At 52.2% G+C, this 22658-nt stretch carries 21 protein-coding genes; 12 read left to right on the top strand and 9 right to left on the bottom strand.

Going from position 1 to position 22658, the window contains the following annotated elements:
* Positions 1 to 47: 47 nt before the first annotated feature.
* The gene (locus tag SQ11_RS11740; RefSeq protein WP_041514346.1) at positions 48 to 494 is read right to left on the bottom strand and encodes a VOC family protein; all 447 of its coding nucleotides are present in this window, start codon (positions 492 to 494) and stop codon (positions 48 to 50) included.
* A 157-nt stretch (positions 495 to 651) separates the two neighbouring features.
* Between SQ11_RS11740 and SQ11_RS11735 the strand changes: the two genes are divergently transcribed.
* The 3 genes from SQ11_RS11735 to SQ11_RS11725 all read left to right on the top strand — a co-directional run bounded on the left by SQ11_RS11735 (position 652) and on the right by SQ11_RS11725 (position 3106).
* Entirely contained in the window at positions 652 to 1014 is a 363-nt protein-coding gene (locus tag SQ11_RS11735) for a VOC family protein (RefSeq protein ID WP_041514345.1), read from the top strand.
* Between the two features lie 66 nt (positions 1015 to 1080).
* Positions 1081 to 1518 carry an SRPBCC family protein gene (locus tag SQ11_RS11730; protein ID WP_041514344.1) on the top strand — a complete coding sequence of 146 codons (438 nt, stop codon included), beginning with the start codon at positions 1081 to 1083 and terminating at the stop codon, positions 1516 to 1518.
* A gap of 178 nt (positions 1519 to 1696) precedes the next feature.
* Entirely contained in the window at positions 1697 to 3106 is a 1410-nt protein-coding gene (locus SQ11_RS11725) for an FAD-dependent oxidoreductase (protein ID WP_052494204.1), read from the top strand.
* Positions 3107 to 3145: 39 nt separating this feature from the next.
* Here SQ11_RS11725 and SQ11_RS11720 read toward each other — a convergent pair whose 3' ends face one another.
* Positions 3146 to 5299 carry an N-acetyltransferase gene (locus SQ11_RS11720; protein ID WP_041514343.1) on the bottom strand — a complete coding sequence of 718 codons (2154 nt, stop codon included), beginning with the start codon at positions 5297 to 5299 and terminating at the stop codon, positions 3146 to 3148.
* Between the two features lie 276 nt (positions 5300 to 5575).
* On the opposite strand from SQ11_RS11720, the gene SQ11_RS11715 reads away from it, so the two are divergent.
* Complete coding sequence (locus SQ11_RS11715) at positions 5576 to 6244, top strand: thiopurine S-methyltransferase (protein ID WP_041514342.1); 669 nt, start codon at positions 5576 to 5578, stop codon at positions 6242 to 6244.
* 366 nt (positions 6245 to 6610) lie between these two features.
* Here the strand turns inward: SQ11_RS11715 and SQ11_RS17590 are convergent, their stop codons facing one another.
* Positions 6611 to 6826 carry a hypothetical protein gene (locus tag SQ11_RS17590; protein ID WP_041514341.1) on the bottom strand — a complete coding sequence of 72 codons (216 nt, stop codon included), beginning with the start codon at positions 6824 to 6826 and terminating at the stop codon, positions 6611 to 6613.
* A 62-nt stretch (positions 6827 to 6888) separates the two neighbouring features.
* On the opposite strand from SQ11_RS17590, the gene SQ11_RS11705 reads away from it, so the two are divergent.
* The 4 genes from SQ11_RS11705 (at position 6889) to SQ11_RS11690 (ending at position 10706) form a co-directional block, all read left to right on the top strand.
* Positions 6889 to 7602, top strand: coding sequence for an NYN domain-containing protein (locus SQ11_RS11705; protein WP_041514479.1), 714 nt, complete (start codon positions 6889 to 6891; stop codon positions 7600 to 7602).
* Complete coding sequence (locus tag SQ11_RS11700; protein ID WP_041514340.1) at positions 7602 to 7802, top strand: hypothetical protein; 201 nt, start codon at positions 7602 to 7604, stop codon at positions 7800 to 7802. Before SQ11_RS11705 ends, SQ11_RS11700 begins: the two co-directional genes overlap by 1 nt.
* A gap of 360 nt (positions 7803 to 8162) precedes the next feature.
* Positions 8163 to 8948 (top strand): M35 family metallo-endopeptidase, encoded by a 786-nt coding sequence (locus tag SQ11_RS11695; RefSeq protein WP_041514339.1) that lies wholly within the window; start codon positions 8163 to 8165, stop codon positions 8946 to 8948.
* A 360-nt stretch (positions 8949 to 9308) separates the two neighbouring features.
* Positions 9309 to 10706, top strand: a complete 1398-nt coding sequence (locus SQ11_RS11690; RefSeq protein ID WP_041514338.1) for a hypothetical protein — start codon at positions 9309 to 9311, stop codon at positions 10704 to 10706.
* A 71-nt stretch (positions 10707 to 10777) separates the two neighbouring features.
* On the opposite strand, the gene SQ11_RS11685 is transcribed toward SQ11_RS11690, so the two are convergent.
* The 6 genes from SQ11_RS11685 to SQ11_RS11660 form a co-directional block, all read right to left on the bottom strand.
* Positions 10778 to 11323 (bottom strand): cytochrome c, encoded by a 546-nt coding sequence (locus tag SQ11_RS11685; protein WP_041514337.1) that lies wholly within the window; start codon positions 11321 to 11323, stop codon positions 10778 to 10780.
* Positions 11324 to 11501: 178 nt separating this feature from the next.
* A complete protein-coding gene (locus tag SQ11_RS11680; protein ID WP_041514336.1) occupies positions 11502 to 11960 on the bottom strand; it encodes a PA2169 family four-helix-bundle protein in 459 nt (152 codons plus the stop codon).
* 183 nt (positions 11961 to 12143) lie between these two features.
* Positions 12144 to 14498 (bottom strand): S8 family peptidase, encoded by a 2355-nt coding sequence (locus SQ11_RS16505; protein ID WP_052494203.1) that lies wholly within the window; start codon positions 14496 to 14498, stop codon positions 12144 to 12146.
* Positions 14499 to 14734: 236 nt separating this feature from the next.
* A complete protein-coding gene (locus SQ11_RS11670) occupies positions 14735 to 15037 on the bottom strand; it encodes an urease subunit gamma (RefSeq protein WP_041514335.1) in 303 nt (100 codons plus the stop codon).
* Positions 15038 to 15848: 811 nt separating this feature from the next.
* Positions 15849 to 16250 carry a hypothetical protein gene (locus SQ11_RS11665; protein WP_041514334.1) on the bottom strand — a complete coding sequence of 134 codons (402 nt, stop codon included), beginning with the start codon at positions 16248 to 16250 and terminating at the stop codon, positions 15849 to 15851.
* A gap of 648 nt (positions 16251 to 16898) precedes the next feature.
* Positions 16899 to 17402, bottom strand: a complete 504-nt coding sequence (locus tag SQ11_RS11660) for a universal stress protein (protein ID WP_052494202.1) — start codon at positions 17400 to 17402, stop codon at positions 16899 to 16901.
* Positions 17403 to 18247: 845 nt separating this feature from the next.
* On the opposite strand from SQ11_RS11660, the gene SQ11_RS11655 reads away from it, so the two are divergent.
* The 4 genes from SQ11_RS11655 (at position 18248) to SQ11_RS11640 (ending at position 22656) form a co-directional block, all read left to right on the top strand.
* The gene (locus tag SQ11_RS11655; protein WP_198140863.1) at positions 18248 to 19048 is read left to right on the top strand and encodes a GntR family transcriptional regulator; all 801 of its coding nucleotides are present in this window, start codon (positions 18248 to 18250) and stop codon (positions 19046 to 19048) included.
* A 57-nt stretch (positions 19049 to 19105) separates the two neighbouring features.
* Entirely contained in the window at positions 19106 to 20863 is a 1758-nt protein-coding gene (locus SQ11_RS11650) for a fumarate reductase/succinate dehydrogenase flavoprotein subunit (RefSeq protein WP_041514332.1), read from the top strand.
* Positions 20864 to 20874: 11 nt separating this feature from the next.
* The gene (locus tag SQ11_RS11645) at positions 20875 to 21108 is read left to right on the top strand and encodes a ferredoxin family protein (RefSeq protein WP_041514331.1); all 234 of its coding nucleotides are present in this window, start codon (positions 20875 to 20877) and stop codon (positions 21106 to 21108) included.
* A gap of 90 nt (positions 21109 to 21198) precedes the next feature.
* Entirely contained in the window at positions 21199 to 22656 is a 1458-nt protein-coding gene (locus SQ11_RS11640) for an ABC transporter substrate-binding protein (protein ID WP_084226837.1), read from the top strand.
* The last annotated feature ends 2 nt before the right edge of the window (positions 22657 to 22658 follow it).

Raw genomic sequence — 22658 nt, 5'->3', positions numbered from 1 at the left:
AAACTTATAACGCATCGTGTGGCGCCCCGCTTAACCTCGTTTGCCTCTTACGGCTCGATTCCCTTCTTGCGCAACTCCGCTTTGGCTTCTTCGCTCTTGTCCAGATCCAGCCCCATGAACTTCAGCACGGCGGGCGTCTTCGTGAATTGCAGATCGCGGTATTCGACCACTTGAATGCGGTTGCCCCACGGGTCGAGAAAGTCCAGGGTATTGCCTTCCAGAATCTTCGCTCCCGCTGCTGTGGCGAGCTCCCGCACGCGGGAACGATCATCGACGACGAGGCCGAAATGCCTGTCGTCATCCGCGCTCTGCGACCGCCCTTCCGTCAGCGCGATGAATTGGTCGCCCATGTCGATAAAGGCGGCGCCCCGGCCGCGGCCACGCAATTCGAACGTGAAGATGCGGGCATAGAAGGCCAACGCCTCCTCGATATTTCCGACCTCAAGCGCGATGTGATTGACACCGACCAGGTGCGGCTTCGTTTTCTCTTCCATGCTGTTTCCTCCAAAAATTTTATTGCTGAGAATTGGTTTGTCGCATTATGCCACCAAGGATTGGCTTGTCCGGCGATTGCCGATAGTATAGCCTGCCAAGGGGTACTGAATTACTGCCCAGCATTCCACTCATGCGCCAGAAATCCGGATCACGCTCATGTCGCTACTTGATGAACTGCATCTTATCCAATCCACAGTTCCGGTCCTCGCGTCGCTTGATATAAACGAGACGATTGCTTTTTATACGGAACGCCTAGGGTTTGTCGAAGCGTTGAGAATGGACGATTATGCTATCGTAAGCCGTGACGGTGCCGAGATTCATTTCTGGCTCTGCTCCGATAGGCACATAGCGGAGAATACCAGCTGTTACGTTCGCGTCGCGGATACGGACAGGCTGTTTGAGGATTTCAAGGCCAGGGGGCTGGCGATACGGCCGCCGGCCGTTCGGCCTTGGGGCATGAAGGAGCTATATGTGATTGATACACATGGTAACTTGCTGAAGTTTGGTGAACGGGCATGAAGCCAACGGTTTGATTGCCTGTTATGTGAGCGGGTATATGGTTGCGCCGCTGGAAGTATACGCATAATGTCTAAAGTCTATAATTCGATCATTGTTTCCGCCCCGATAGACCGGGTCTGGTCGCGAGTATGCGATTTTCATGATTTTTCCTGGGCACCGTCCGTGATTATTTCGTGCGAGAAGGTGGGGAAGGGCGATGGCTATACGGTAGGCGCCAGGCGGCTACTGAACGGGCTGTTTCTGGATACGTTGATTGCCTACAGCGCCATCGAGAAGCGGATGATGTATTCCATGGATGAAGGGCCGTCTCCCGTTTCATCGCGAGAGATTCATGAGTATGTGGGGAATCTGCATCTGCTGCCGTTGACGGCCGATGACACAACGTTTGTGGAATGGTCCGGCTCGTGGGAATCTGGGACTCCCGCCGCAGTAGAATATATGAATAAGGTATACCGCTCCCTTCTCCGCGATCTTGCCGTGGAATTTGGTGCCCAGCTTGACTGATGGACCAGACGATCCAGGAATCAGGGTGATAACACCAAATTATCCGAAACCCGCCTGCAGGCCCGGACGAAGCCAATTGTTCCGGTTGGTTGCAAAAGCGTTAAATAGTTCTTATCCAGGGCATAAGGTGTTGGCCAGCGCTAATAGCGTAGGGTCGCGAAGGAATTTTCTCCGCTCGGTGGCTGCCTTGACTGCCGCCTATGCAGCGCCGATACTGGCCAACGTAAAAAAAGAAAATCCGCGCATCGCCATCGTAGGGGCGGGCATTGCCGGACTCAACGCGGCGTACATATTGCGCCAAGCGGGATATCAGGCCACCGTATACGAAGCGTCGAAACGGATTGGAGGGCGAATACGCACATCCCACGGCGATATGGGTCCGGGCCTGATAACTGAACTGGGTGGTGAGTTCATCGACTCAACGCACTTTGACATGCTCGCCCTTGCTAAAGCATTCGGCCTCCCTTTGCTCGATACCGAAATCGAAAATGAGCGCAGCCTGAAGACGATGTTCTTTTTCAACGAACGCCGCTATAGCGAAGAGCAGGTAATTGCCGAATTCAAACCGCTTGCAGCAGCAATCGCCCGTGATGCGGCGCGCCTATCCCCGAATATCACCGCAAGAGCGCATAGCAACATCGACGCAGAATTTGATGCAATTTCCTTATCGGAATATCTTCACCGGATAGGCGCTACCGGCTGGATTCTCGATTTAATCAATGTCGCCTATGTAACCGAGTATGGCCTGGATGCGAGCGAGCTTTCCTGTGTCAACCTGTTATCCATGATCGACGCAACCGCGAAGGATGAATTTAAGATTTTTGGTGAAAGCGACGAGCGCTATAAAATTCAAGGTGGCAATAATCGAATCACGGAGGAGCTTGCGCGGCCCATAGAGCAATATATTCAGTTCGAGCATCGGTTGGTTTCAATACGGCCGAATGGCAAGGGATTTCGTCTGGCCTTTGCTACCCCGCCCAAAACCATTTCTGTTGATCCCGATTGGGTAATCCTGACGCTACCCTTTACGTTGTTGCGAGAGGTTGAGATGGGGGACATGCTGCCGCCCATAAAGCGGAGTGCGGTCCGTACTCTCGGTTATGGAACCAATGCAAAACTCGTGGTAGGCGTCGATAAGAGAATTTGGCGGGAGCAGGGGTATAGCGGCGAATGCTATTCCGACAAGGCGTTTCAAACGGGTTGGGACGCCAGCCGGCTTCAAGCAAGGCCGGGCGGCATGTATACGTTCTACTTGGGGGGTAAAGCCGGAATAGAGATAGGGGGCGGCACCGTTGAAAAGCGCTCGCAAGAATTATCCGCAGCCCTTGATCAGGTATATCCGGGGTTTAACTTAAATCGTACAGACGCCAGCCTTCGCATCCATTGGCCCTCGGAGCCTTTCTCGCTGGGGGCATACTCCTGCTTTCGGCCTGGCCAGTGGACGCAATTTAACGGCGAAATTGGTCGCCGGATTGGCAACCTGTTATTTGCAGGCGAGCATTGCAGCAGCAAATTTCAAGGATATATGAACGGCGCCGCTGAAACCGGCCGCATTGCCGCTCAGACGATTATTGATACACTTCGGTAAACTCAAATTTTAAAAGAGCGCCACTTGAAATCTGGATATTTATTTCTTAAATTTCAGCCCTATCAGTGACAATACCAGTACTAGAGCGAAGAAAAAAAATCCGAACACATGGTGAATGCCTGTATCCCTTATATCAAGTATGGCAAGTATGGTTTTAGTAGCTTGTGTTGCGGTAATAAACGCCAGTAGGCTCGCAATAACCCCGCCCACAATCCCGCGGCGCAACAGCCAGGTTTCTTCAATCTGCTTTTGAAGTTCCAATAATTGTGATTGAACCATCTTGTGTTTTTGAGTGGAACCGCGTTTCTTCTTACCCTGCTTGAATAAAATCGTTTCGGTTGGATAATTAAAAATTATCGGTAAATACCAGCTATGCAAATATTCGGCGGCGGCGTTATATGCTGTCTCCAGCTTGCCCAGCTTAAGGACTCGTCGAATAGAAGACTCCTTCTCTTGCACTGATTGTATTGTTTCCTCCGCCATCAGTACCAATTCTTCATTATGGATAAGAACCGCGTGAGGAATAATCAGATAGGGGCTGATACCAATCGTTTTCCTGCAGGCTTCAAAGGCACGGTCGTCCTGTGCTATGGATAAAAGCGTGCATCGATTGAATTTTATAAATACGCTGCCATCTTCGAACGATGGTTCAAATGTATCCACAATTTCTTCAAAATCTGTTTCACAAAAATCAAAAATTCCGATGGTTATTCCCGACAATGCCCGAAGGATTCTTGCTGAAAGGCCACTTTCGGCCATTACAGCGCGAGTTGCCTCATGAGGATTATTCCCCGCACCTTGTCCATTTTTACTGCCTTCAATTTTTGAACGTGCCCTGATAGCATTCCATAACAATGTTTTTGTCTCTTCATTTTTTAGCAGAAGCTGGATCGTTCCACTTTTAAGTGCGAGCTTTTCATGTTGGGATGAAGAGCTTGCACAATTAGGGGAATTAGCAGCCAACTTGCTAATCAATCCAATTATCGAAAGCTCCTCGTTGCCGTGGATAAACCTTATTTCATTGGCAAGTTTCTTTTTTGCGGAAGCAGTATTCTTTCCGGAGGGTTCCTCGTATGGACCCGTGTCTTCGGATCGTCCATCATAGAGACTGATAAGCTTGATGATTTCAAATTCGTTGAGCGGAGAATGTTGGGCTGATAGCGTCAAATGCCATATTCTTATCTTGCTATGCTTAAACTCAGTCATGCTAAGCATGCAATCGACGATTTTTTCTCTTTGATCGCAAATAAGCGCTTCAGCTCGCCCTTCAGAGGTATATTGGAATGATAGCGGAAATATTATTTTAACGAGATTCCCTTCTCCGAGTAGATGTCTACTGATCAGCGGCGGTTTCACTTGAAACTGGTAATTCAATAAATCCAATTCCATTGATCCGAAGACCATATCAGGCTCCGAATCCCTACATTTTGCCCCTCTCTCAACAAAATGGAGGCAAACAGATGCGGCTTTTAAAGGTAGCGCGGGTTCTTCTTTCGCGGGCAGTTTTGCCAGCTTGATTTGCTTTGGCAAATCCTGCGTTGTTGGGATGATATCGGCACGCGGATTAGGCTCTTCAATGCTGGAGGTTTCATGGAATTCAAGCAAAAACGGCGCGATACGGTCCCTATCAATGGATTCCAGGTCCTGATTTGCCGGAAAACACAGTAAATGGTCATATCCTTCCCGTGCATGCCTCAATTCCAGCCAAGGAATGTCAATTTTCCTGGCACCCAACTTTGCAAAAAAACCGATTTGTTCCACGATTTTTTTTCTTTGATCCGCATCGAAATATTTTTCTGGATCTCCTGCTTCGGCAAGAAGGAGTATCTCTAGTGAATCGGTGACATGCTTAATTAAGCGTGTGGCGATATCTTTTTCTTGATGAGATGGCTTCACGGCAAAGTAAGTCCATAATCCACAGCCACTTTTCCGGTAGTGCTTAAATACAAGTCCGCCTATTACATGTGGTTCTCGATTTGGTTCCCGATTGAGGGCAAGCGCGATATTCATCTGGGCAACCGAGGGTGAAAACTCTGAAAATGATTGCCGCCATTGTTCTGCGTCCTTACCCCCAATGGAATCCGGAAAAACAGATTCATATTCATGGATCTGAATGAACGCATCCAAGTAGGAACAGGCAATATCTCGATGAACAGAACGTAAGTCGATGATTTCTATTTTTTCGTGGTCCATGATGTGTGCCTGAATAAATGGGACGATCTTGCAAATGATACCCTTCCTGCATATTCTGGTGAATAAGATCGCACATATTATTGTTATGCTGCTGGAATCGTATTTCAGCCTACATAATCCCTATCGAATTATCTACAGATTTTAAGTCTCGTTCTTTTTCAATAAAATAACCATTTGCCCGTTAGTTGAAAGTACCGGGCCGGGCATGAAATATCTACGCTACAAAACGATAACTAAATCCAATTAAATCCGAGGCATCCATATCAGGGCGCAAAAATGAAAAAAGATTACTGGCTGGGGCGTTGGGAGCGGGAAGAAACCGGTTTTCATCAGAACGAGATTAATCCCTATTTGCGCCAGTATTGGCAGGAATTAAATCTTGCCCACGGTAGCGAAGTTTTCGTGCCGCTGTGCGGCAAAAGCTGCGACATGCTATGGCTGCGCGAGCAGGGGCATCCGGTACTGGGGGTGGAATTCAGTGCCATGGCGGTGCAAGCATTCTTCAAGGAAAATGGTTTTTCCCCGCATCGCGTTACCGGCGAAAAATTCAGTTGCTACGAAGCGGAGGGCATTCGCATCCTCTGCGGTGATTTTTTCGATCTGGGCAAGGAAGATCTGATGAAAACGAGTGCGGTATACGACCGCGCGTCACTGGTCGCGCTGCCGCCGGAAATGCGCGAACGTTATGCACGCCACCTGTTGAACATTCTGCCCCCCGCAACGCAAATCCTGCTCGTTACGCTCGACTATCCCCAATCGGAAATGGAAGGGCCGCCGTTTGCGATTTCTCCAGGCGAGGTGGAGGCGCTTTACCGCGAGCACGCCGAGATACGGTTGCTAGCGCAACTGGACATACTTGCGCAAGAGCCGCGCTTTCAGGAACGTGGCTTGAGCCGGTTGCACGAAAGCATCTTCCTGCTGACATTGCGCAACTCGCGGATGTAAAGCGGATCTGGATGAGATGCGGCCTCGTATGGATATCTGTCCTTTGAAAATGACGATGTTATCAGTTATGCAAGCGATTGCGGGGCGGTAGCCTGCGATCCGCAAGGCAATTTGTGCCAATGCTGAGCAACCAGAGAGAACAAGGAAACCGTGGTCTGTCCCCATTTTTTCACTCTAACCTGGCACTCAGCCGCCTGTACGCGGGCGGCTGAGTCTGGTCATGACCGGCCTGTTCAGGATCAGTTCTTCACTCATTAATACTCGAACCAGCCAGCACCATTCATTCAGACCCGCTGACTCACATCCGGCCCCAATACCGGCTGACCTGTCAACCTTTAACCGCTACAGGCGAAACAGCGCCTTACGTCAAATGGCTGTTTCTTGTTTCAGGATGTGGCGGCTCGCCCACGCCAGTTTATGCGCCGGTGCTTTGGTGGCAGCCACGGCGTTCGTTTTCGCTTTCTTCTCAAAAAAACGTTTGGCCTCGACACCGAAACCCTTATTGGCACTAAAAAGTCTGCATCGGCCATTACATTTGGTATAGTGTCGTTCGCCAACAATGGCGTGGCGCTGTTCAAGCATTGGCGAAGGGGTTGCAGGCTATTTCCACCGATTCATCTAATTTGCCGAAAGGGACTGTATCAGTGCTGGATAACCAGGAGGATCGTGTCGCGGTGCTGGTCGACTGCGATAACACCTCGCCCGAGATTCTTGAGTATGCGCTGCGTGTCGTCGCTCAGTTTGGCCGCGTGGTGGTGCGCCGTGGTTATGGAAATCACGCAACACTTGCCAATAAATGGCAAGAGGCGCTGGTGCGGCTGGCGTTTACGCCCTGCCTCCAATATCAATATGCATCGGGAAAGAATACGTCGGATATCGCGCTTGCGCTGGATGCTCTGGAGGATTTATTCGATCACAGGGCCGAGACTTACTGCCTGGTCACCAGCGATTCCGACTTCGCTTACCTATGCCGCAAGCTGAGGGAGCGGGGTTCCATGGTGTACATCGTGGGGGAGAAGAAGACGCCCGATGCGCTGCGAAATGCCAGCGACCAGTTTTTTGAATATCAACCGCCGGAATCCGAAAGCATCAAGGCCCAGCCCTCCAAAGTCAAAAAACAGCGTCCCAAGGCGCTTGTCGATGCGGTTTCATTGCTGGCGGCGGATGCCTCGGAAGACTGGGTCGGGCTACCGGTATTGGGGCAGTATATGCGCAGAACCAATCCGGGATTTTCACCCCAGCAATTTGGCTATTCTGGATTGCTGGAAATGATTCGGACTTACCCGGAGCTCGTGACCCGCAAGGATGGGGCCAGTCACTGGGTTCAGCTAAAGGGAAGGGCCGAGCGGGAGGAATAATGGATGGGTCGACATATCGAGGATTCCCCTATTATTTTGCTACAGCCCTGCGCCTGGCCCGCTTCTTTGACATGCTACCGACTTACTGGCTGAATCTTCAAACGCACTATGACCTTGTTATGGCCGAGACGGAGCCTGAAAATACGCTGGCCAAGGTTCTGACCCTAAAAGATATCAAGGCAGAGGCCACTCATGCGTAACATGAATACCTGGAGCTATGCCGCCGTGACCCAAGAGGCCGAGTGGCGCGTCACCGATCTCATGACCAATCATGCCAACTCAGAACCGAAAGAGGCGGTGACGGAGTCTTCATCTTTTTGTCCTTTTAGCAGTCAGTCTGGAGAGAGATCATAAAAAAACAATGCGTTAGCATCCTTATTTTTTGAATCATTTTGCTACACAACATGAGTTCTTTTAAAATAATCAGAAAGCAGAAGCAATCTCAAAAGCAAGCGCCCTTGAAATGGACTCTGCCTTTCACGGCAACATCAGATGTGAATCATTGTTCAGATCCTGTCCTGCATTTGCAACGCACGATAGGAAATCAAGCAGTGCAACGGATGTTGCAATCGCGCGCGGGAGAACTCAAAGCCGGATTGGTCGATACTTCAACAATGGAAGGCAGGCGACGTCTTGTTCACGGACTCCTGTCAACTCGCTTGATGGGGCCATCAGCTATCATCAATCGTCAAAAAAACGGCTCTGACGAAACATCCGGCAACCCGCAGGGGTCTGGAAACAAACCCAAGGACCTGAAACAGATATCGAAGGATCTATGTGTCAATGAATCCGTCGATGATACAAAAGCGCGCTGCCAGTTTTCCAGCGCTCAATTAAACATGGTTAGAATTATCAAGGAACACGCTTTACGCACGTGTACCCGGTCAATCGCGGCAATCAACATGCCGGGTAACGAGGGTCAGGTAAAAAGAATCGCGAAAGACTATTTCAATATCCATATCAGATTGACTGAAAGGACTAAACGGAAATTTATCAGCACCATCAAGGCCGTGGCGGATAAATTAGGAAATTCGGCCATCGAATGCGGGACTTGTCAGGATAAACATTGCAACGGCGGGGCTATAGCGCATGTTGATGAAGCAAGAACATTCCTGGTTGTATGTCCGCAATTCTTCAATGGCGAGATAAACAAAGTATATTTGACTCCCAGAATCCTGATACACGAAGCCGCGCATTTGGCGCAATTAGATGAAAATACGGATCTTCGCGAGGAATTCTACTGCTTTCAGGGGGCGACAAAGGAAGAAAAGTGCCCGGTTCCCGATGCCCTGCATAATGTGGATGCCTGGTCTCACTTCATTGAGGAAGTGGCGTATACGATTTGAAGGGTTCATAGGCCCCATAGGCGCTATTCTTCCTTCAATTCTCACGGCAATCTTCGGCCAGTATGAATCCTTATTCACACTAAAAAGGCTGCATCAATCATTACATTTGGTATAGTGTTGTTCGCCAAAAATTGCGCGGTTTTTTATAAGTAATGGCGGATCGGCTATCAACCTATCCGCCCGCCATTTCTTAATTCACCGAAAGAAAATATGTCAATGCCGGACAATCAAAAAAGCCTGGTGGGAGGAATAATGCGTGGCCGGTCCCATCATTCCATGCATAGGGTAGGCTGCTAGACCATGGCGTTATAGTTTAAAATAATAATTCTTGATAATTCTTAATTAAATCGGACTACCTGGATGAAATTCAATCAGAAAAAAAGAGAAATCGCGTGGGCGCGCTTGATGCCTTTGGCATTTGCCCTGGGTCTCGCCGCCTGTGGCGATGGAAGCAAACCCGAAGGCGATAGCGGCGGCGATAAGAGTGGCAGCGCCGGCAAGCCGCAAACAGGCCCTGCTACGGGAAGGTTGCTGGATGCCGCGGTGGGCGGTGTTGCTTACGTTGCGCCCTCCGGATCGGGCACCACGGATGAAAAGGGTACCTTCAAGTTTACTCATGGCGATACCGTTGAGTTTAAGCTGGGAGCGCTGAGCCTGGGGAAAGTAAAAGGCGCGATTATCGTTACGCCGATTGAACTGGCTGGAGACAGCGATAAGCGATTGAAGAACCTGCTTATCCTGTTTCAATCCCTGGATGGGGACGGCAATCCCGAGAATGGTATTTCCATTCCCGCCAATGCTGCCTCCGCTGTGAGCGCTTCTCTCAATCTGGACAGTGAGCCCGCCGCATTCGCCGCATCCCCCGAATTACAGAAGGCAAGAGAGGCGGGCGGCATCGCCGGCCCGGCCAAGACCGCGGCACAGGCCAATGCCCATTTTCTTTCGCAGGGCGTCAATCTGCTCAACACGAATATCTGGGTCAGACAAGATGGAGCGGCAGCTTCCGTTATCCGTTTTTCAGCGGACGGTTCAGGTGAGTACCTGGTAGGGGAGGCCACGCCGGATGACTCGTGCGACACCAACCGTGTATGCGGCGGTAATCTGGTCAGTAGAGCAGGCGTGGAATTCGGCACGGCAAAGTTTTCCGAGGTGGATACCCGCGGATTCAAGTTCGCGGCACAACCGGTAATCGATACCAATCTCCACGCCGGGTTGTCGCACCCGCGGCCGAACTGGAGAATTCGCAGCGATGGCTCCGATTTGATTACCTCGGATATTTTCACGGTGCAAAGGAAGCGGGAGCAAAAGAGTCTTTTCGGTGAGCTCTTTCATATCGCCGGCACGCTGGAGATCAGTTCCTCAAAGGAGCCTATCAAGACCGAGGTCAAGGAAAGCCGTTATTTCAAGTTGGAGAATGATCCTAAGGGCATCATCGGAGCCTGGGCAGCCGAGCCGGGCGCCATCAAGACACCCACCTATGTATTCTTTTCCAACGGCAAGTACATGATGATCGATCCCATTGGGGATCCCGCCAGTCCCGGCCACGAAAGTTGCGGTGATCCCGGAGTGGAATTCGCTTCCTACACTTACGATGCCGGGGGGTCCTTAGCCATAAAAGGATTTACCTATGATACCAATGGCTGCGCGGGTTTTTCCGGCAAGGAGACGAGCTCATTCAAGCTGGCGGCCGACGGGAATACCGCAACGCTGGCGGTGAAGGAAGGCGCCCCATTGACGTTGCACCGGATTTCGAAATAGCGGGGCCGACGGATCCGTATAGGGCGGAATGGGTTGCGCTGTGCTCCATGCCAATCCCGGCTGCTTGTTCGCTAGTGTTTGTGGTGATGGCCTTGACTCGATGCGGTGAGTTCCCTGTATTGCTCCGCCGTCATGCCGCCCAGCTTGCGGATGAATGCAACCATCGCCCAAATGGTTTCATCATCGTGGGTAAGACCCCAGGCGGGCATGGCGGTCATCTTGATGCCATGCTTGATCACCAGGAAGTATCCCTTGGCGCGATACAGCGCTTGCTCGTCGTCGTTGGCCTCGGGCCTGCGCTCATGAAACACGGGTGCCTGCGGGTAGAGCCCTTGGGCTAATTCGGTGGGTTTGCGGCCCGGTGCCGAATGGCATGCGGTACACATCGCATCGTAGTTTCCCGCTCCTATCGACAGACGGCTCCGGTCATCCAGCGCGGGCGCTTCCACATCTTTCGCGCGTGCCTTGATCGAACTTTCGCGAATCCATTCGATGAGTGCTTCCGTTACGGGCCAGTGTTTATCGGTAGCAAGAATATTGTAAGCCCCCAGGCCCAGCGCAATGATTCCGATCACCAGGGATGACGACAATATGATTGCAATAGTCGATATTTTCATGTTTTAGCTTGGCGTCTTCGGCAGGTTGACTCAGCCGGTAACAAGGCGTCGTCAGGCTAGGCGGTGTCCGGCCCATCACCCGCGCTGGTACGCCGCCCAAGCGGTGTCCCGCATACGCGATGGGTTCAAAGATTCCGGCATTGAGGGAACGACCCGATATCAGGCGTTCCGATAACGTTCAAGTCACTTTGGAATGCCTGGCCGCATCACGCAGCTGGCGCACACGGTCGTGATTTCTTTTCGCGCCGTCCAACTGTTTGTCAAGGAGCGCGCGCAGCTCGCCCGGTAATTCTTCCCTCAGCGCGCTTTCATAGGCCAGCACGGCGGCGGCTTCGCCTCGTTCACATTCTTCAAGTACGGTAAGATTGTCCTGGCTTATGATCGCCGTTCTCAGATTAACCCAGGCGCGATGCAATGTGCCGGTTAAAGTACCGCCTGCATCGGGGTCGCCACCATGCCGCCTGACCTCGGCGTTTAATTCGTGAATGGCTTTTTCACAACTCTCGGCGCGATTCCGAAAATATAGCTTCAACGCCGCATCGTCCACATCCTCCGCGCAAGTCCTGAAGCCCTCGGCGCCATCGCGTGAAATCTCGATCAGGCCATTCAGCACGCTTACGATTTTATCGTTATCCATCTCATTCTCCTGACGATAAGAGTTTGGGTCCATAAGTCATTTTGCATTTTGAATTGAATAGATCCATACACCGATAGGATAAAGAGCACCCGTCTTTTTCGTCTGTACGTTGAGGCACATTTGCCGTATCAGGCGCTGAAAATGGCGCCAGCCATGGAGCCTTGGGTGCGCCTGTTCCGGCGGTTATTGTGGTTTCCTGTGCGGCACCAGTCTCCATGTGACCCGTCCGACTTCCTCTCCCTGGTAAACCTGGCGCGCGAAAAGCTCGAATGCATGCCGGCGTTGCTCCTTGGGTATTTTCACGAGCAATCGCAGCGGGATGCGTGCTTTGGCGGGAAATACCACTTCGGGGAATCGCGTGCTGCCACAGTGGTTGATGGGGAGGTGGACGGCGCGGCATCCATCGGCATTCGTGAACGGCGTATAGGGCATAAGACGGGGGCGCGCGCGAATGATCTCGGCGAATTCGGAAGGGAGTTCCAGCACGGCTTCGGCGCGGGCGGGAAGCCGCGCCACGATTTCAAGGCGCATCCTGCGCGCCTTGTCTGGCGCGCCTGCCGCAAGGAAGGACAGGGGTACATAGTCCGGCGGATTGACGCGCGGCGGCGGTACATTATCGACGATATTGAAATTGCGCCAAGTGACGTTATTGTTATTGCGGATAAAGGTGGTGAAGTTATCCCAGTCAAGAAAATCAGCCGGGGCGGGGCCGAGATCGCGCGCCGTGCTGAGGATGCCCACAAAGCAATAGTGTCCCGGCGCGGGAATGGCCGCCGAGGGCCAGATAATGCCGTCCGAGACGGTCAGAAGGTCCCCCATCGGCACGCTTGGCAGGGTGGTTGCTCCCAGCAGGGTCCAGAGATCGGGCGTGAGGAGGGTGGAAGGCGGCGCCCAATAGACGGTGGTTATCACGTTGGCGGCGTCGGAGCCGCCCCGGTTGCGTATGCGTACATAGACAAAGTTATCCTGTCCGGCTTCCGCTTCGTAACCCAGCGTCATGTCATTCTCCGTGCCGCTGCTCGCGCCGAAAGTGCCCTGCGGGTCCGCCACGGCCGTTTGCCGCAGGATGATGTCCGGGCTGGACGAGATGGCGCCAAGATGAGGGTCGCCATTATCGCCAACGAAGTCCCGCAGGTAGACGTCGGGTGGCAGGTTGAGCATCATGCCGTCAATGATGGCGCGCAGATTGGGCATGACGCCGATGCGATCAGCCGCCGGATTCTGCGACGGAGTTCCGTTCGCGGGATCCGATAGCAAGGCGCGCATTTGCGCCGGATCAAGGCGGTCGCCGGCCGGGCTCGCCTGGAACAGGCCCTGCACCGCGAGCGCTGCCCCGGTAACAATGGGCGAGGCACTCGACGTGCCGCTGAAACCTGTCGTATAGAGATCCGTCGCGGTATTGGTGCCGTCCGAAGAGAGCGTATCCACGTTCTCGCCCCAGCCGTAGCAGTCGATACGGCTGCCGTGGCAGGAAAAGCCAAGCCGCGCGTGCGGCGCGGTGGAACTCGCCGCGCCCACGAGAATTGCGCCGGAGTCCAGAAAATCGGGACTTGAGCGGTTGAATATCTGCTGGCCTGCGGGGTTGACCACGGTATCGAGATCAACGCCACCGTTGCCCGCCGCTTCGACCACCACGATGCCCAGCGATGTCGCAAGGCGGATGACATCGAAAACAGCTGGTTCGATCTCGACGGGCACAAGGTTGTAGCCGAAGAGATTGGTTTGGGCTTCCAGCAGCAGCACATCGCCGAAGCTCATGACCGCAATGGCGTCGAGGATCGGTTGCGCCGTACTGTATCCGCCCCCCGGCAGATGCTGGCCGACACAGCGAATGGAAGCCAGCGCGGGCGTGATGCCGACGCAACCCACGTTATTGTCCACCGCGGCGATCTCTCCCAGCACGCCGCTGCCGTGGAAGAAGAAGGAGTGATTCAGGCCGGAGATAAGGGCGATGCCGTGCGCCGCGAGATCCTCGTGGTTGAAAGTCCATCCCCATTCCATATCCACCAGTGCTTGCCCCGCACCATCCCCGCCGGGAAAATTCCATGCGTATTCGGCATCGATGCCGTCGGGTGCCGGGTCGAGATAGCCCTGATTGACGCTGCGCGGATCGTCCGCCGCATTGACGAAGGGTGGCTCGACCGGGGGCGGCTCTACATAAGCCGTGGCTACGGATTCCCAACTGGAGAGCGCTTTCGCGAGCGCTTCGGCATCCGCCCCGAGTGGCGGCTGGACGGCGAAGTAGGCCCTCAGGTTGGCGGGCCGGAAGGAGGGATCGAGCGCCCGGGCACGTTCCGTCAGTACCCCGAGCTGCTCCGGCTGATTGAAAGTCAGAAGCGGTTCCAGCTTGATGCCCTGGAACTGTGCCGCCAGCGCCTCCCAAGGCCCGGCGCCGCCCGTCATCACCATGCGCGCCGCGTTTTCGCGTGGCAGCTGGACATGATCCTTGAATTTTACGATTACCCTACGGCGGTAGCCCGTGCCGGGTTGGGGTAAACCTGCGGGCGTAGCCGGGTTTCCGTTATTGTTGTTTGCCATTGATTGCCTCCTGGGATGCGTGGGCATTTGCCGTCAATAATGAATAGCATGTATTGACGGAAATGCAAGGCGGGCTGAATCTCGCCACTCCAGCCAGCAAGATCAATGTTACGGCAGTTACCCTCCATGGCGGCTTCCATACATCGCAATCATGGGAGCGTGGCGGCATGTATTTCGGATTTTACGAAATAAATGGGCCGTTAACATATACGGAACAATCTGGTGACCGCCTGATATCAGGGAATGGGATTGTGAACCGTCACCAGCTTGGTGCCGTCGGGAAATGTCGCCTCCACCTGAATGTCGGGAATCATCTCGGGAATCCCTTCCATTACGTCGGCGCGGGTCAGTATTTTCGTACCCTCGGCCATCAATTCCGCCACGGAGCGGCCATCGCGCGCACCCTCCAGTACCGCGCAGGTGATCAATGCCACCGCTTCCGGATAATTGAGTTTCAGGCCCCGCGCCTTGCGCCGTTCCGCCAGCAATCCGGCGGTGAATATCTGCAGCTTGTCTTTTTCTCTTGGTGTAAGGTCCATTATTTCCTCCGTTAAATTAATAATTGTTTACTTTTTCCTCTTCTTCCATCCCTTTGGCACCGCGACCCACCGATGCCTCTCTTGCCTGAAGCCAAGAGCCGCGCCGCTACACTGAATACATCGCCTATTCCACCTGCGCGGAACCATTGCTTCACGGCCGAAGCTAGCCGGACGAAACAGAAAGCACTCCCGTAAAACGATGAGCTTATCTCAGTATAGCAATTTGCGAGGTCCGGTTTGTTCTTATGGGAGCATGCGACGGGCGCCAACCCGATGCCCATCCCGGTAAATTGCCGCTCTGCGACAGTTGGCGATGCGTGACCGTTTTCTCCATATTTAACCGTGCCTGCATTGGATCAATATGAAACGAGAGTCGGGGTTCTTACATTGGACGGGTGGTCAGAGTCCTTGATATAAACCGGCATTGCGCCGATGGACAGGTATTCAGAGTCCTAAGGTTGGACGAAGAGCAGCGTCCAAATACGACAGCCAACAGGAAAGCAATTGGCATATCCGGAAGGATTTATCGATGACTATTATAGTTATGTCACAGAAAATGACAAATCCAGATTATCGAAAAGCTTGTAGCATGGTCAACGGGTCTTCGAGTGGATCGTCGGAGTCCGTTTTTGTTGCCAGAGGAGTGGTTGGAGTCCGGATGAACCGGCATTGCGCCGATGGACAAGTGTTCGGAGTCCTGCTGGGGACGGAGGGGCAGAGTCTTAAGAAGATAAACCCGCATGCTTCCTGCTGCATGCGGGTTTATTCTGCCAGGTACAGCCTGTGTCAGTTACTTCCTGTTTGCGGCATTTCAGCCGCCGTGAATCGTGCCATCGAGCCTGGGTTGCTGCGCCATATGCCGATGATCCATGGCTTCCTTCATGCTTTCCCGCGCGGCTTGTTCATACTTGCGTATCAAAGCTGCGGTACGCGATTTCAAATTGTGGGATTGCCAGCCATACAGATGTGTCTGCTCATACTGGGCAAGCAGCGCCTTCTGCTCATCCGCCTTTGCCTGCATTTCCCTGGCGGTATCTTCAAAGCGTCTCGCCAAAACGTTATGCTCACTTGGGGATACTACAGTCTGGGTAGCTGATTCATCGGGAAGATTTTCTGCTTTTACGGTACTTATGGGCGCGCCAACAACCAATAAACCAAGCAGGGAAAAAATCGCAAAAGTATCTTTTGCTTTTGTGCCGAGTGTCGTTGCCATTTTGATTCTCCTATTCCAATTGATGAGGTCAATATCGGACGGATAGTCAGAGTCCTTTTTACTGCCGGACGAATGGTCAGAGTCCTTACACTGGACGGGTGGTCAGAGTCCTAAGATGTGAATCCATATTAATTTCTTCATCATTGAAATGATATTGGGGAAACCCTGATTTTGTTCTAGGGGAAACCCTTAGGTAGAAAGGGTTATATCGATTTGATTTGAATGGCAGGGATTTTCGATTAGGCAAGTTGCATGAATCCAATGAAAAGCCGTGGTCAAAGCACAATGCGAGATGGGTAGGCCAAAGCAGCGATCGAAGTTGCCAGCGCTATAGCGAATTATCAGCTGACGAGTACTCCGCATTTACGTGTCCGGCAGTTTCCCTCTTGTTAAGCGATTTTCAATAAAAAAAACCGGACTGGTGCAAACTGCACACCAGTCCGGGGGGGAATCAATCAATTAAGGAGTATGTCTGGCAGAAAACCCAATAATCGGGTGGGAGAGTCCCAACATTTTACGGAGCTGCAGATATTCCTCTGCTGCTAGAACCTTTCTTCGCTCCGCCGTTGCATTTCCTATTTCTTCGAGATCGATTCTTGCTTTGCTTGCCTGGGGAAAGACTGCATTTCGTTCTTTCTCCACATCGCCTTAATCGTTTCTTGGCGGAACAGGCAAAGTGCGAGTCCCCAATTCATTTGATCCGCTGGGCTTGATGGTGAGCACCGGGCAGGGAGCGTGCCTGACAACATATTCCGCTATGCTTCCCAAAGTTAAATGGTTCCACCCCGTATAACCATGCGTGCCGAGAATTAGAAGATCGATATTTTGTTCGGCAGCCACTCGTACGATTTCTTTACTGGGGTCGCCTTCTATAAAGATGGTTTCGGTGTGTTCGCCAAACGATTCCGCGAGTGTTTCGAGTGCTTCCCTTCCTTTTTGCCGGGTGTTTTCAATACTTGTCTCCACCCATTCTTCGAATCCAGGCGTGTAATAATAGGGTGAAGGAACCATCCAGCCGCTAGGTTCAAATACATGCAGAATCTTGAGTTCCGCGGCAAGTGATGCGGAAATCCACTTAGCATACTTGATGGCGTCCTGAGAAGCCTCTGAGAAGTCAGTAGCTAGAATGATTTTTTGAATGAGTGAATTCATACGTACTTCCTTTTTGTGAAAAGTCAGATTCCATGGTGGTTGAAGACAATGCACTCTGAACAAGTCGACGCAGCCTCTTTTCCGTAAGTTCATTTCCTATGTGAAAGCACTACCCAGGGCAGGCAAAACCAGCGATCGAAGATTAAGCTGAAGACGAAGGTATGGACCGGACCCTGGTCCAGCAAAAAATAGAATGCCGGAAAAGAGTATTATTGCGACATGCTGTCCCCGCGATCCAACGCGCTTTCCGCTGCTTTCGCACCGCTCAATGCTATTGACATTTGAATTCCTGCTATTCCTTTAGTGAAACGATAACTGCTGTATGGATGGTCAGAGTCCTTGGTGTAAACCGGCGTTGCGCCGATGGACAGGTATTCAGAGTCCTGCTGCTGGACGGATGGTCAGAGTCCTAAGACGACATGAGGAGGGTAATGCAGCCGGGAATGGCGTATCAACCCTCAGTTGCAATTATTTCACAAAAAAATGATAAATTGCCAGCCCTATAATAAAGAAATTCCACTAAAGCTCAAAAATTATTTAAATTAACTTTAGCCACACAGCGGAAAGGCTTCAGCGCTTTTCTGACCGCACATCCTGCAGCATGGGCTAGTCCAGGCTTCGAGCCTGCGACCAGCCGCTTCAATTTGCCGTTTTCTTCTTCCGTTTCTTCCTGCAGTTGGCGTAACCGCCGCAATTCCGAAGGACTCCTATTTTGTAGGGCAGGTCAGTCCAATATCTGTTTTAGTAATAACTAAATCACTTTATGTTGGTTTCAATCCATTTGATCCCGCACTACTATGCTGTAGCAACGCAGCATTACCTGTAATGACAAGTTATATTAATAGGTGAAACCATTGATCAGTTCTTTAACCCTCATACCGTCGCCCCTTCCCTTATATACGCAGATTAAAGATATCTTGAGGGAACGAATCCTGGAAGGTACGTACAAGGCGCACCAAAAATTGCCATCCGAGAGCGAGATGAGCAACTTATTCGATGTAAGCCGAATCACCGTTCGCCAGGCTTTGAGTGATCTTCAAAATGAAGGGCTGATTTTCAGGATTCCCGGTAAAGGAACGTTTGTCGCCAAACCCAAGGCCTTTCAGGAATTGACGCAACTCGAGGGATTTGCCGAGGCGATGCTGCGTATGGGCTATGAGATTTACAACAAAGTAATCAGCCATAAGTCGGTTCCTGCTTCGGCCATCGTCGCAAAGAAACTGAAGCTCGAAACCGGTACACCTGTAAGTGAAATCAGGCGCGTGCGCTATCTCAACCGTGAACCCTTATCAATGGAGGTCACTTACCTGATGGAGGATATTGGCGAACGTTTGCGTAGCTTCGATCTTCCCACGCGCGATATATTCCTGGTGCTTGAAAATGATTTCGGCATCGCATTGGGATATGCGGACTTGCAGATTGACGCGATGCTGGCTGACGATGACTTGGCGCACCAGTTAAAGATAGAAGAAGGCTCCGCTGTATTGCGCATGGAACGGCTTACCCATACGGCGTCGGGTAAGCCGCTGGATTTTGAATACCTTTATTTTCGCGGAGATGCATTTCAATATCGCTTGCAAATCGCGCGGCGCGCGGTCGATGCGACTGCCGCGCCCCAGAGCCAGGCCAACGATCCGCTGCGGTAGCTTCTCCTGCTTCAGGCGCAATCTCTCTGGATACATTGATCTCAAACCAGGCTATTCATGCAATCTGAAACTCGCACGGTAGACATATTAATCATCGGAGGCGGCACCGCTGGTCCCATGGCGGCTGTCAAGGCCAAGGAGGCCAATCCGGCATTGCATGTACTGCTGCTGGAAAAAGCCAACGTGAAACGTAGCGGCGCTATCTCTATGGGTATGGATGGCTTGAACAACGCGGTGGTCCCGGGCCATGCCACGCCGGAACAGTACGTGAAGGAAATCACTATCGCCAATGACGGAATCGTTAACCAGAAAACCGTAATGGCCTATGCGCAAAACAGTTTTCTCATGATTGAAGAACTGGATCGGTGGGGAGTGAAATTTGAAAAGGATGAGACCGGAGATTATGCAATGCGCAAAGTGCACCACATGGGAACGTATGTACTGCCCATGCCGGAAGGCCATGATATTAAAAAAGTGTTGTACAGGCGGTTGAAGCGCACCCGCGTTGGTATTACCAATCGCCTGGTGGCCACGCGCCTGCTGATGGCAACCGATGGACGCGTTGCCGGGGCCATGGCATTCGATTGCCGCACTGGCATATTTCATATCATCCGCGCAAAGGCGGTAATTCTTTGCACCGGAGCGGCGGGACGACTGGGTCTACCCGCATCGGGTTATCTGTTCGGCACGTATGAGAATCCGACCAATGCAGGGGACGGCTACAGCATGGCCTATCACGCCGGAGCCGAACTGAGCGGTATCGAATGCTTTCAGATAAACCCTTTGATCAAGGATTACAACGGACCCGCCTGCGCTTATGTCACGGGCCCAATGGGCGGTTATACCACCAACAGCAAAGGTGAACGCTTTATCGAATGCGATTACTGGAGCGGACAAATGATGATGGAGTTCTATCGTGAACTGGAAGGGGGCGATGGACCGGTATTCTTGAAGTTGAACCATCTCGCGGACGAGACCATCGGTACCATCGAAACTATTCTGCATACCAATGAACGGCCGAGTCGTGGCCGTTTTCATGAGGGGCGTGGAACCGATTACCGCAAGCAAATGGTTGAAATGCATATTTCGGAAATTGGTCTATGCAGTGGCCATTCCGCATCGGGGGTCTGGATCAACGAACATGGCGAAACCACGGTTCCAGGATTGTATGCCGCCGGCGATCTGGCATGCGTGCCGCACAATTACATGCTGGGAGCCTTTGTCTACGGAAAAATCGCAGGCGAAAGCGCCGCCCGCTATTGCGCCGATACCCCCCTTGCAGATGTTGATCAAATGCAGGTGGATGCGGAATCCGCAAGAGTGCGAGCACCCTTGCTGCGGAGCGACGGGCTGCCGCCATCGCAAGTCGAATACAAATTGCGCCGCATGGTCAACGACTACCTGCAACCTCCCAAAGTCACCCGGAAGATGGAAATTGGCCTGACTCGATTCGAAGAAATCAGAGGGGATCTCGAAATGTTGTGGGCGCGCGATCCGCACGAACTGATGCGTGCGCTGGAGGTGCATGCCATCCGCGACTGCGCTGAAATGGCGGCGCGCGCATCGCTGTATCGAACCGAAAGCCGATGGGGTCTTTATCACAACCGCATCGATTATCCCGAGCGGGACGATCGCGAGTGGTTTGTGCATGTTCAACTGAAAAAGATTGACAACAAGATGGCCTGTTTTAAGCGCCCCATAGACCCTTACATCATCGACCTGGATGAATACGAGAAAGCGGCGTACCAGGGAATGCGTATCCAAAAAAATGCTCCCGCCGAGAAAATGACAGAAGCGAGCACCGCCGCGATTTAAGGAGAAAGAATATGCCAACAGCTTTTATTCCTGCCAGTCTTCCCGTACGGATCGATGAAGAGTTATGCATCGCGGACAAAGGTTGCACCGTATGCGTAGATGTCTGCCCACTCGACGTACTGGCGATCGATTTTACCAAGGGGAAGGCCTATATGAAATTCGACGAATGCTGGTATTGCATGCCGTGTGAGAAGGATTGTCCCACCGGTGCGGTGACGGTCGATATTCCCTATCTGCTTCGCTAGCACGGAGGTCTTAAGTTCTATTTCATTCGTATCTCGCCACGTAGCGAAACATTGTGCTGTGGACTGAAGTCAATAATTCTGGAGGGAAATATGAAATTACAGAGGTTGATCGGTTTGGGGTTAAGCATCCTATTCGCCGGTCCTGTCCACGCCGAAATTCTCCGCATCGCTATCGGCACCCAAGACACCACCATAAATTGCGCCGCCGGGGGCACACTGATCCGTGAATTGAAGCTGTTGGAAAAGTATTTGCCCCATGACGGCAAATACAAGGATACCCAATACGATATCCAATGGAAAAACTTTACCTCCGGTGCCCCGCTAACCAACGAAATGGTGGCGGGAAAGCTCGATATCGGCTCGATGGCCGATTTCCCAGGTTCGTTCAATGGCGTTGCATTTCAGAAAGCAGGCAAACAGAGCATTTTTATTAGCGTCCTGTCCGGCAGTATCACAGGCAGCGGCAACGGCATCGTGGTGCCCAAATCTTCTCCTGTCCAGTCTCTGGCTGAGTTGAAAGGCAAAACTATTTCAGTCCCATTTGCTTCAACCTCGCATGGCATGCTGCTTCGAGCAGTCGCGCAACAGGGGTGGGATCCGGATAAAGATGTAACGATCATCACGCAGTCGCCGGAAATTGCGGGCTCCGCGCTCCAAGCCAATAAGATCGATGCGCATGCCGATTTTGTGCCTTTCGCCGAACTGTACCCTTATCGGGGTTTTGCCAGAAAAGTCTATGATGGATCGCAGGCCAACGCGCCCACCATGCATGGCACCCTGGTGGATGCTGAATATGCAAGAAAACATCCCGAAATCGTCATCGCCTTCCTGCGCGCAGCAATCGAAGCAGATAGGCTGCTTGCGGCAGAACCGGAGAAATACAGCGAACTTATCTCCAAGGTGACCGGTATCGAGGCCGAAGTTATTTATCTGTTTCATGGCCCACTCGGGCTGCAAACACGTGATTTCACCTGGAAACCAGAATACCGGAAGGCGGTAAAGACCTCAATCGAGACCTTGCGGTTGATGAAGCGCACGACCGCGGACCTCGATATAGAGAAATTCATTGACGATCAATATATCCGTGCCGCTTTCAGACATGCCGGACTCGATTATGAAGCACAGCTGAAGAATTATGCCCAGCTACCGCTTGTCACGAAAGACGCCCATACCGGAAAACCTGTCGTCGACAGCAAACGCGCCGCACAAATCTGGGTTAAAGGCGAGCCCCTAGTACGGCACTATGCATCGCCGGAATCCGCCTTTGCCGATCTGAACGCACTCGAGAAAGCAGGTAAGCAGATCCGGGTGGTATATGTGCAGGATGGCAATAGCGGCATCAAGTTGCTCGCGAACGATGCCTGGTTTGTTCACGGCAACAATGCGGTGAATGGGTTCTTGCTCAAAAACGATGCGGATGCCTGGGCTCGGGCAAACGGAGGCAAGGTGCTTAATTTCGGCGCCGCAAAAAACATTACGGCGGTCTTTGCATCCGGGATCGCCGGGCCTCTCGCCAAGTCGTCCCTGGCGCCTGTCATTGCCCAATAAAG

Source organism: Nitrosospira sp. NpAV, from assembly GCF_000832065.1.
In the GTDB taxonomy this organism is placed as follows: Bacteria; Pseudomonadota; Gammaproteobacteria; order Burkholderiales; family Nitrosomonadaceae; genus Nitrosospira.
This window is presented reverse-complemented; position numbering and strand designations above follow the sequence as displayed.

Excerpts from the sequence above, each read along its gene's own strand:
- SQ11_RS11740 (WP_041514346.1), bottom strand. The coding sequence starts at position 494 with ATGGAAGAGAAAACGAAGCCGCACCTGGTCGGTGTCAATCACATCGCG.
- SQ11_RS11650 (WP_041514332.1), top strand. The coding sequence starts at position 19,106 with ATGCAATCTGAAACTCGCACGGTAGACATATTAATCATCGGAGGCGGC.
- SQ11_RS11685 (WP_041514337.1), bottom strand. The coding sequence starts at position 11,323 with ATGAAAATATCGACTATTGCAATCATATTGTCGTCATCCCTGGTGATC.
- SQ11_RS16505 (WP_052494203.1), bottom strand. The coding sequence starts at position 14,498 with ATGGCAAACAACAATAACGGAAACCCGGCTACGCCCGCAGGTTTACCC.
- SQ11_RS11735 (WP_041514345.1), top strand. The coding sequence starts at position 652 with ATGTCGCTACTTGATGAACTGCATCTTATCCAATCCACAGTTCCGGTC.
- SQ11_RS11665 (WP_041514334.1), bottom strand. The coding sequence starts at position 16,250 with ATGGCAACGACACTCGGCACAAAAGCAAAAGATACTTTTGCGATTTTT.
- SQ11_RS11730 (WP_041514344.1), top strand. The coding sequence starts at position 1,081 with ATGTCTAAAGTCTATAATTCGATCATTGTTTCCGCCCCGATAGACCGG.
- SQ11_RS11700 (WP_041514340.1), top strand. The coding sequence starts at position 7,602 with ATGGATGGGTCGACATATCGAGGATTCCCCTATTATTTTGCTACAGCC.
- SQ11_RS11715 (WP_041514342.1), top strand. The coding sequence starts at position 5,576 with ATGAAAAAAGATTACTGGCTGGGGCGTTGGGAGCGGGAAGAAACCGGT.
- SQ11_RS11680 (WP_041514336.1), bottom strand. The coding sequence starts at position 11,960 with ATGGATAACGATAAAATCGTAAGCGTGCTGAATGGCCTGATCGAGATT.
- SQ11_RS11690 (WP_041514338.1), top strand. The coding sequence starts at position 9,309 with ATGAAATTCAATCAGAAAAAAAGAGAAATCGCGTGGGCGCGCTTGATG.
- SQ11_RS17590 (WP_041514341.1), bottom strand. The coding sequence starts at position 6,826 with ATGCTTGAACAGCGCCACGCCATTGTTGGCGAACGACACTATACCAAA.
- SQ11_RS11670 (WP_041514335.1), bottom strand. The coding sequence starts at position 15,037 with ATGGACCTTACACCAAGAGAAAAAGACAAGCTGCAGATATTCACCGCC.
- SQ11_RS11660 (WP_052494202.1), bottom strand. The coding sequence starts at position 17,402 with ATGAATTCACTCATTCAAAAAATCATTCTAGCTACTGACTTCTCAGAG.
- SQ11_RS11645 (WP_041514331.1), top strand. The coding sequence starts at position 20,875 with ATGCCAACAGCTTTTATTCCTGCCAGTCTTCCCGTACGGATCGATGAA.
- SQ11_RS11720 (WP_041514343.1), bottom strand. The coding sequence starts at position 5,299 with ATGGACCACGAAAAAATAGAAATCATCGACTTACGTTCTGTTCATCGA.
- SQ11_RS11695 (WP_041514339.1), top strand. The coding sequence starts at position 8,163 with ATGTTGCAATCGCGCGCGGGAGAACTCAAAGCCGGATTGGTCGATACT.
- SQ11_RS11640 (WP_084226837.1), top strand. The coding sequence starts at position 21,199 with ATGAAATTACAGAGGTTGATCGGTTTGGGGTTAAGCATCCTATTCGCC.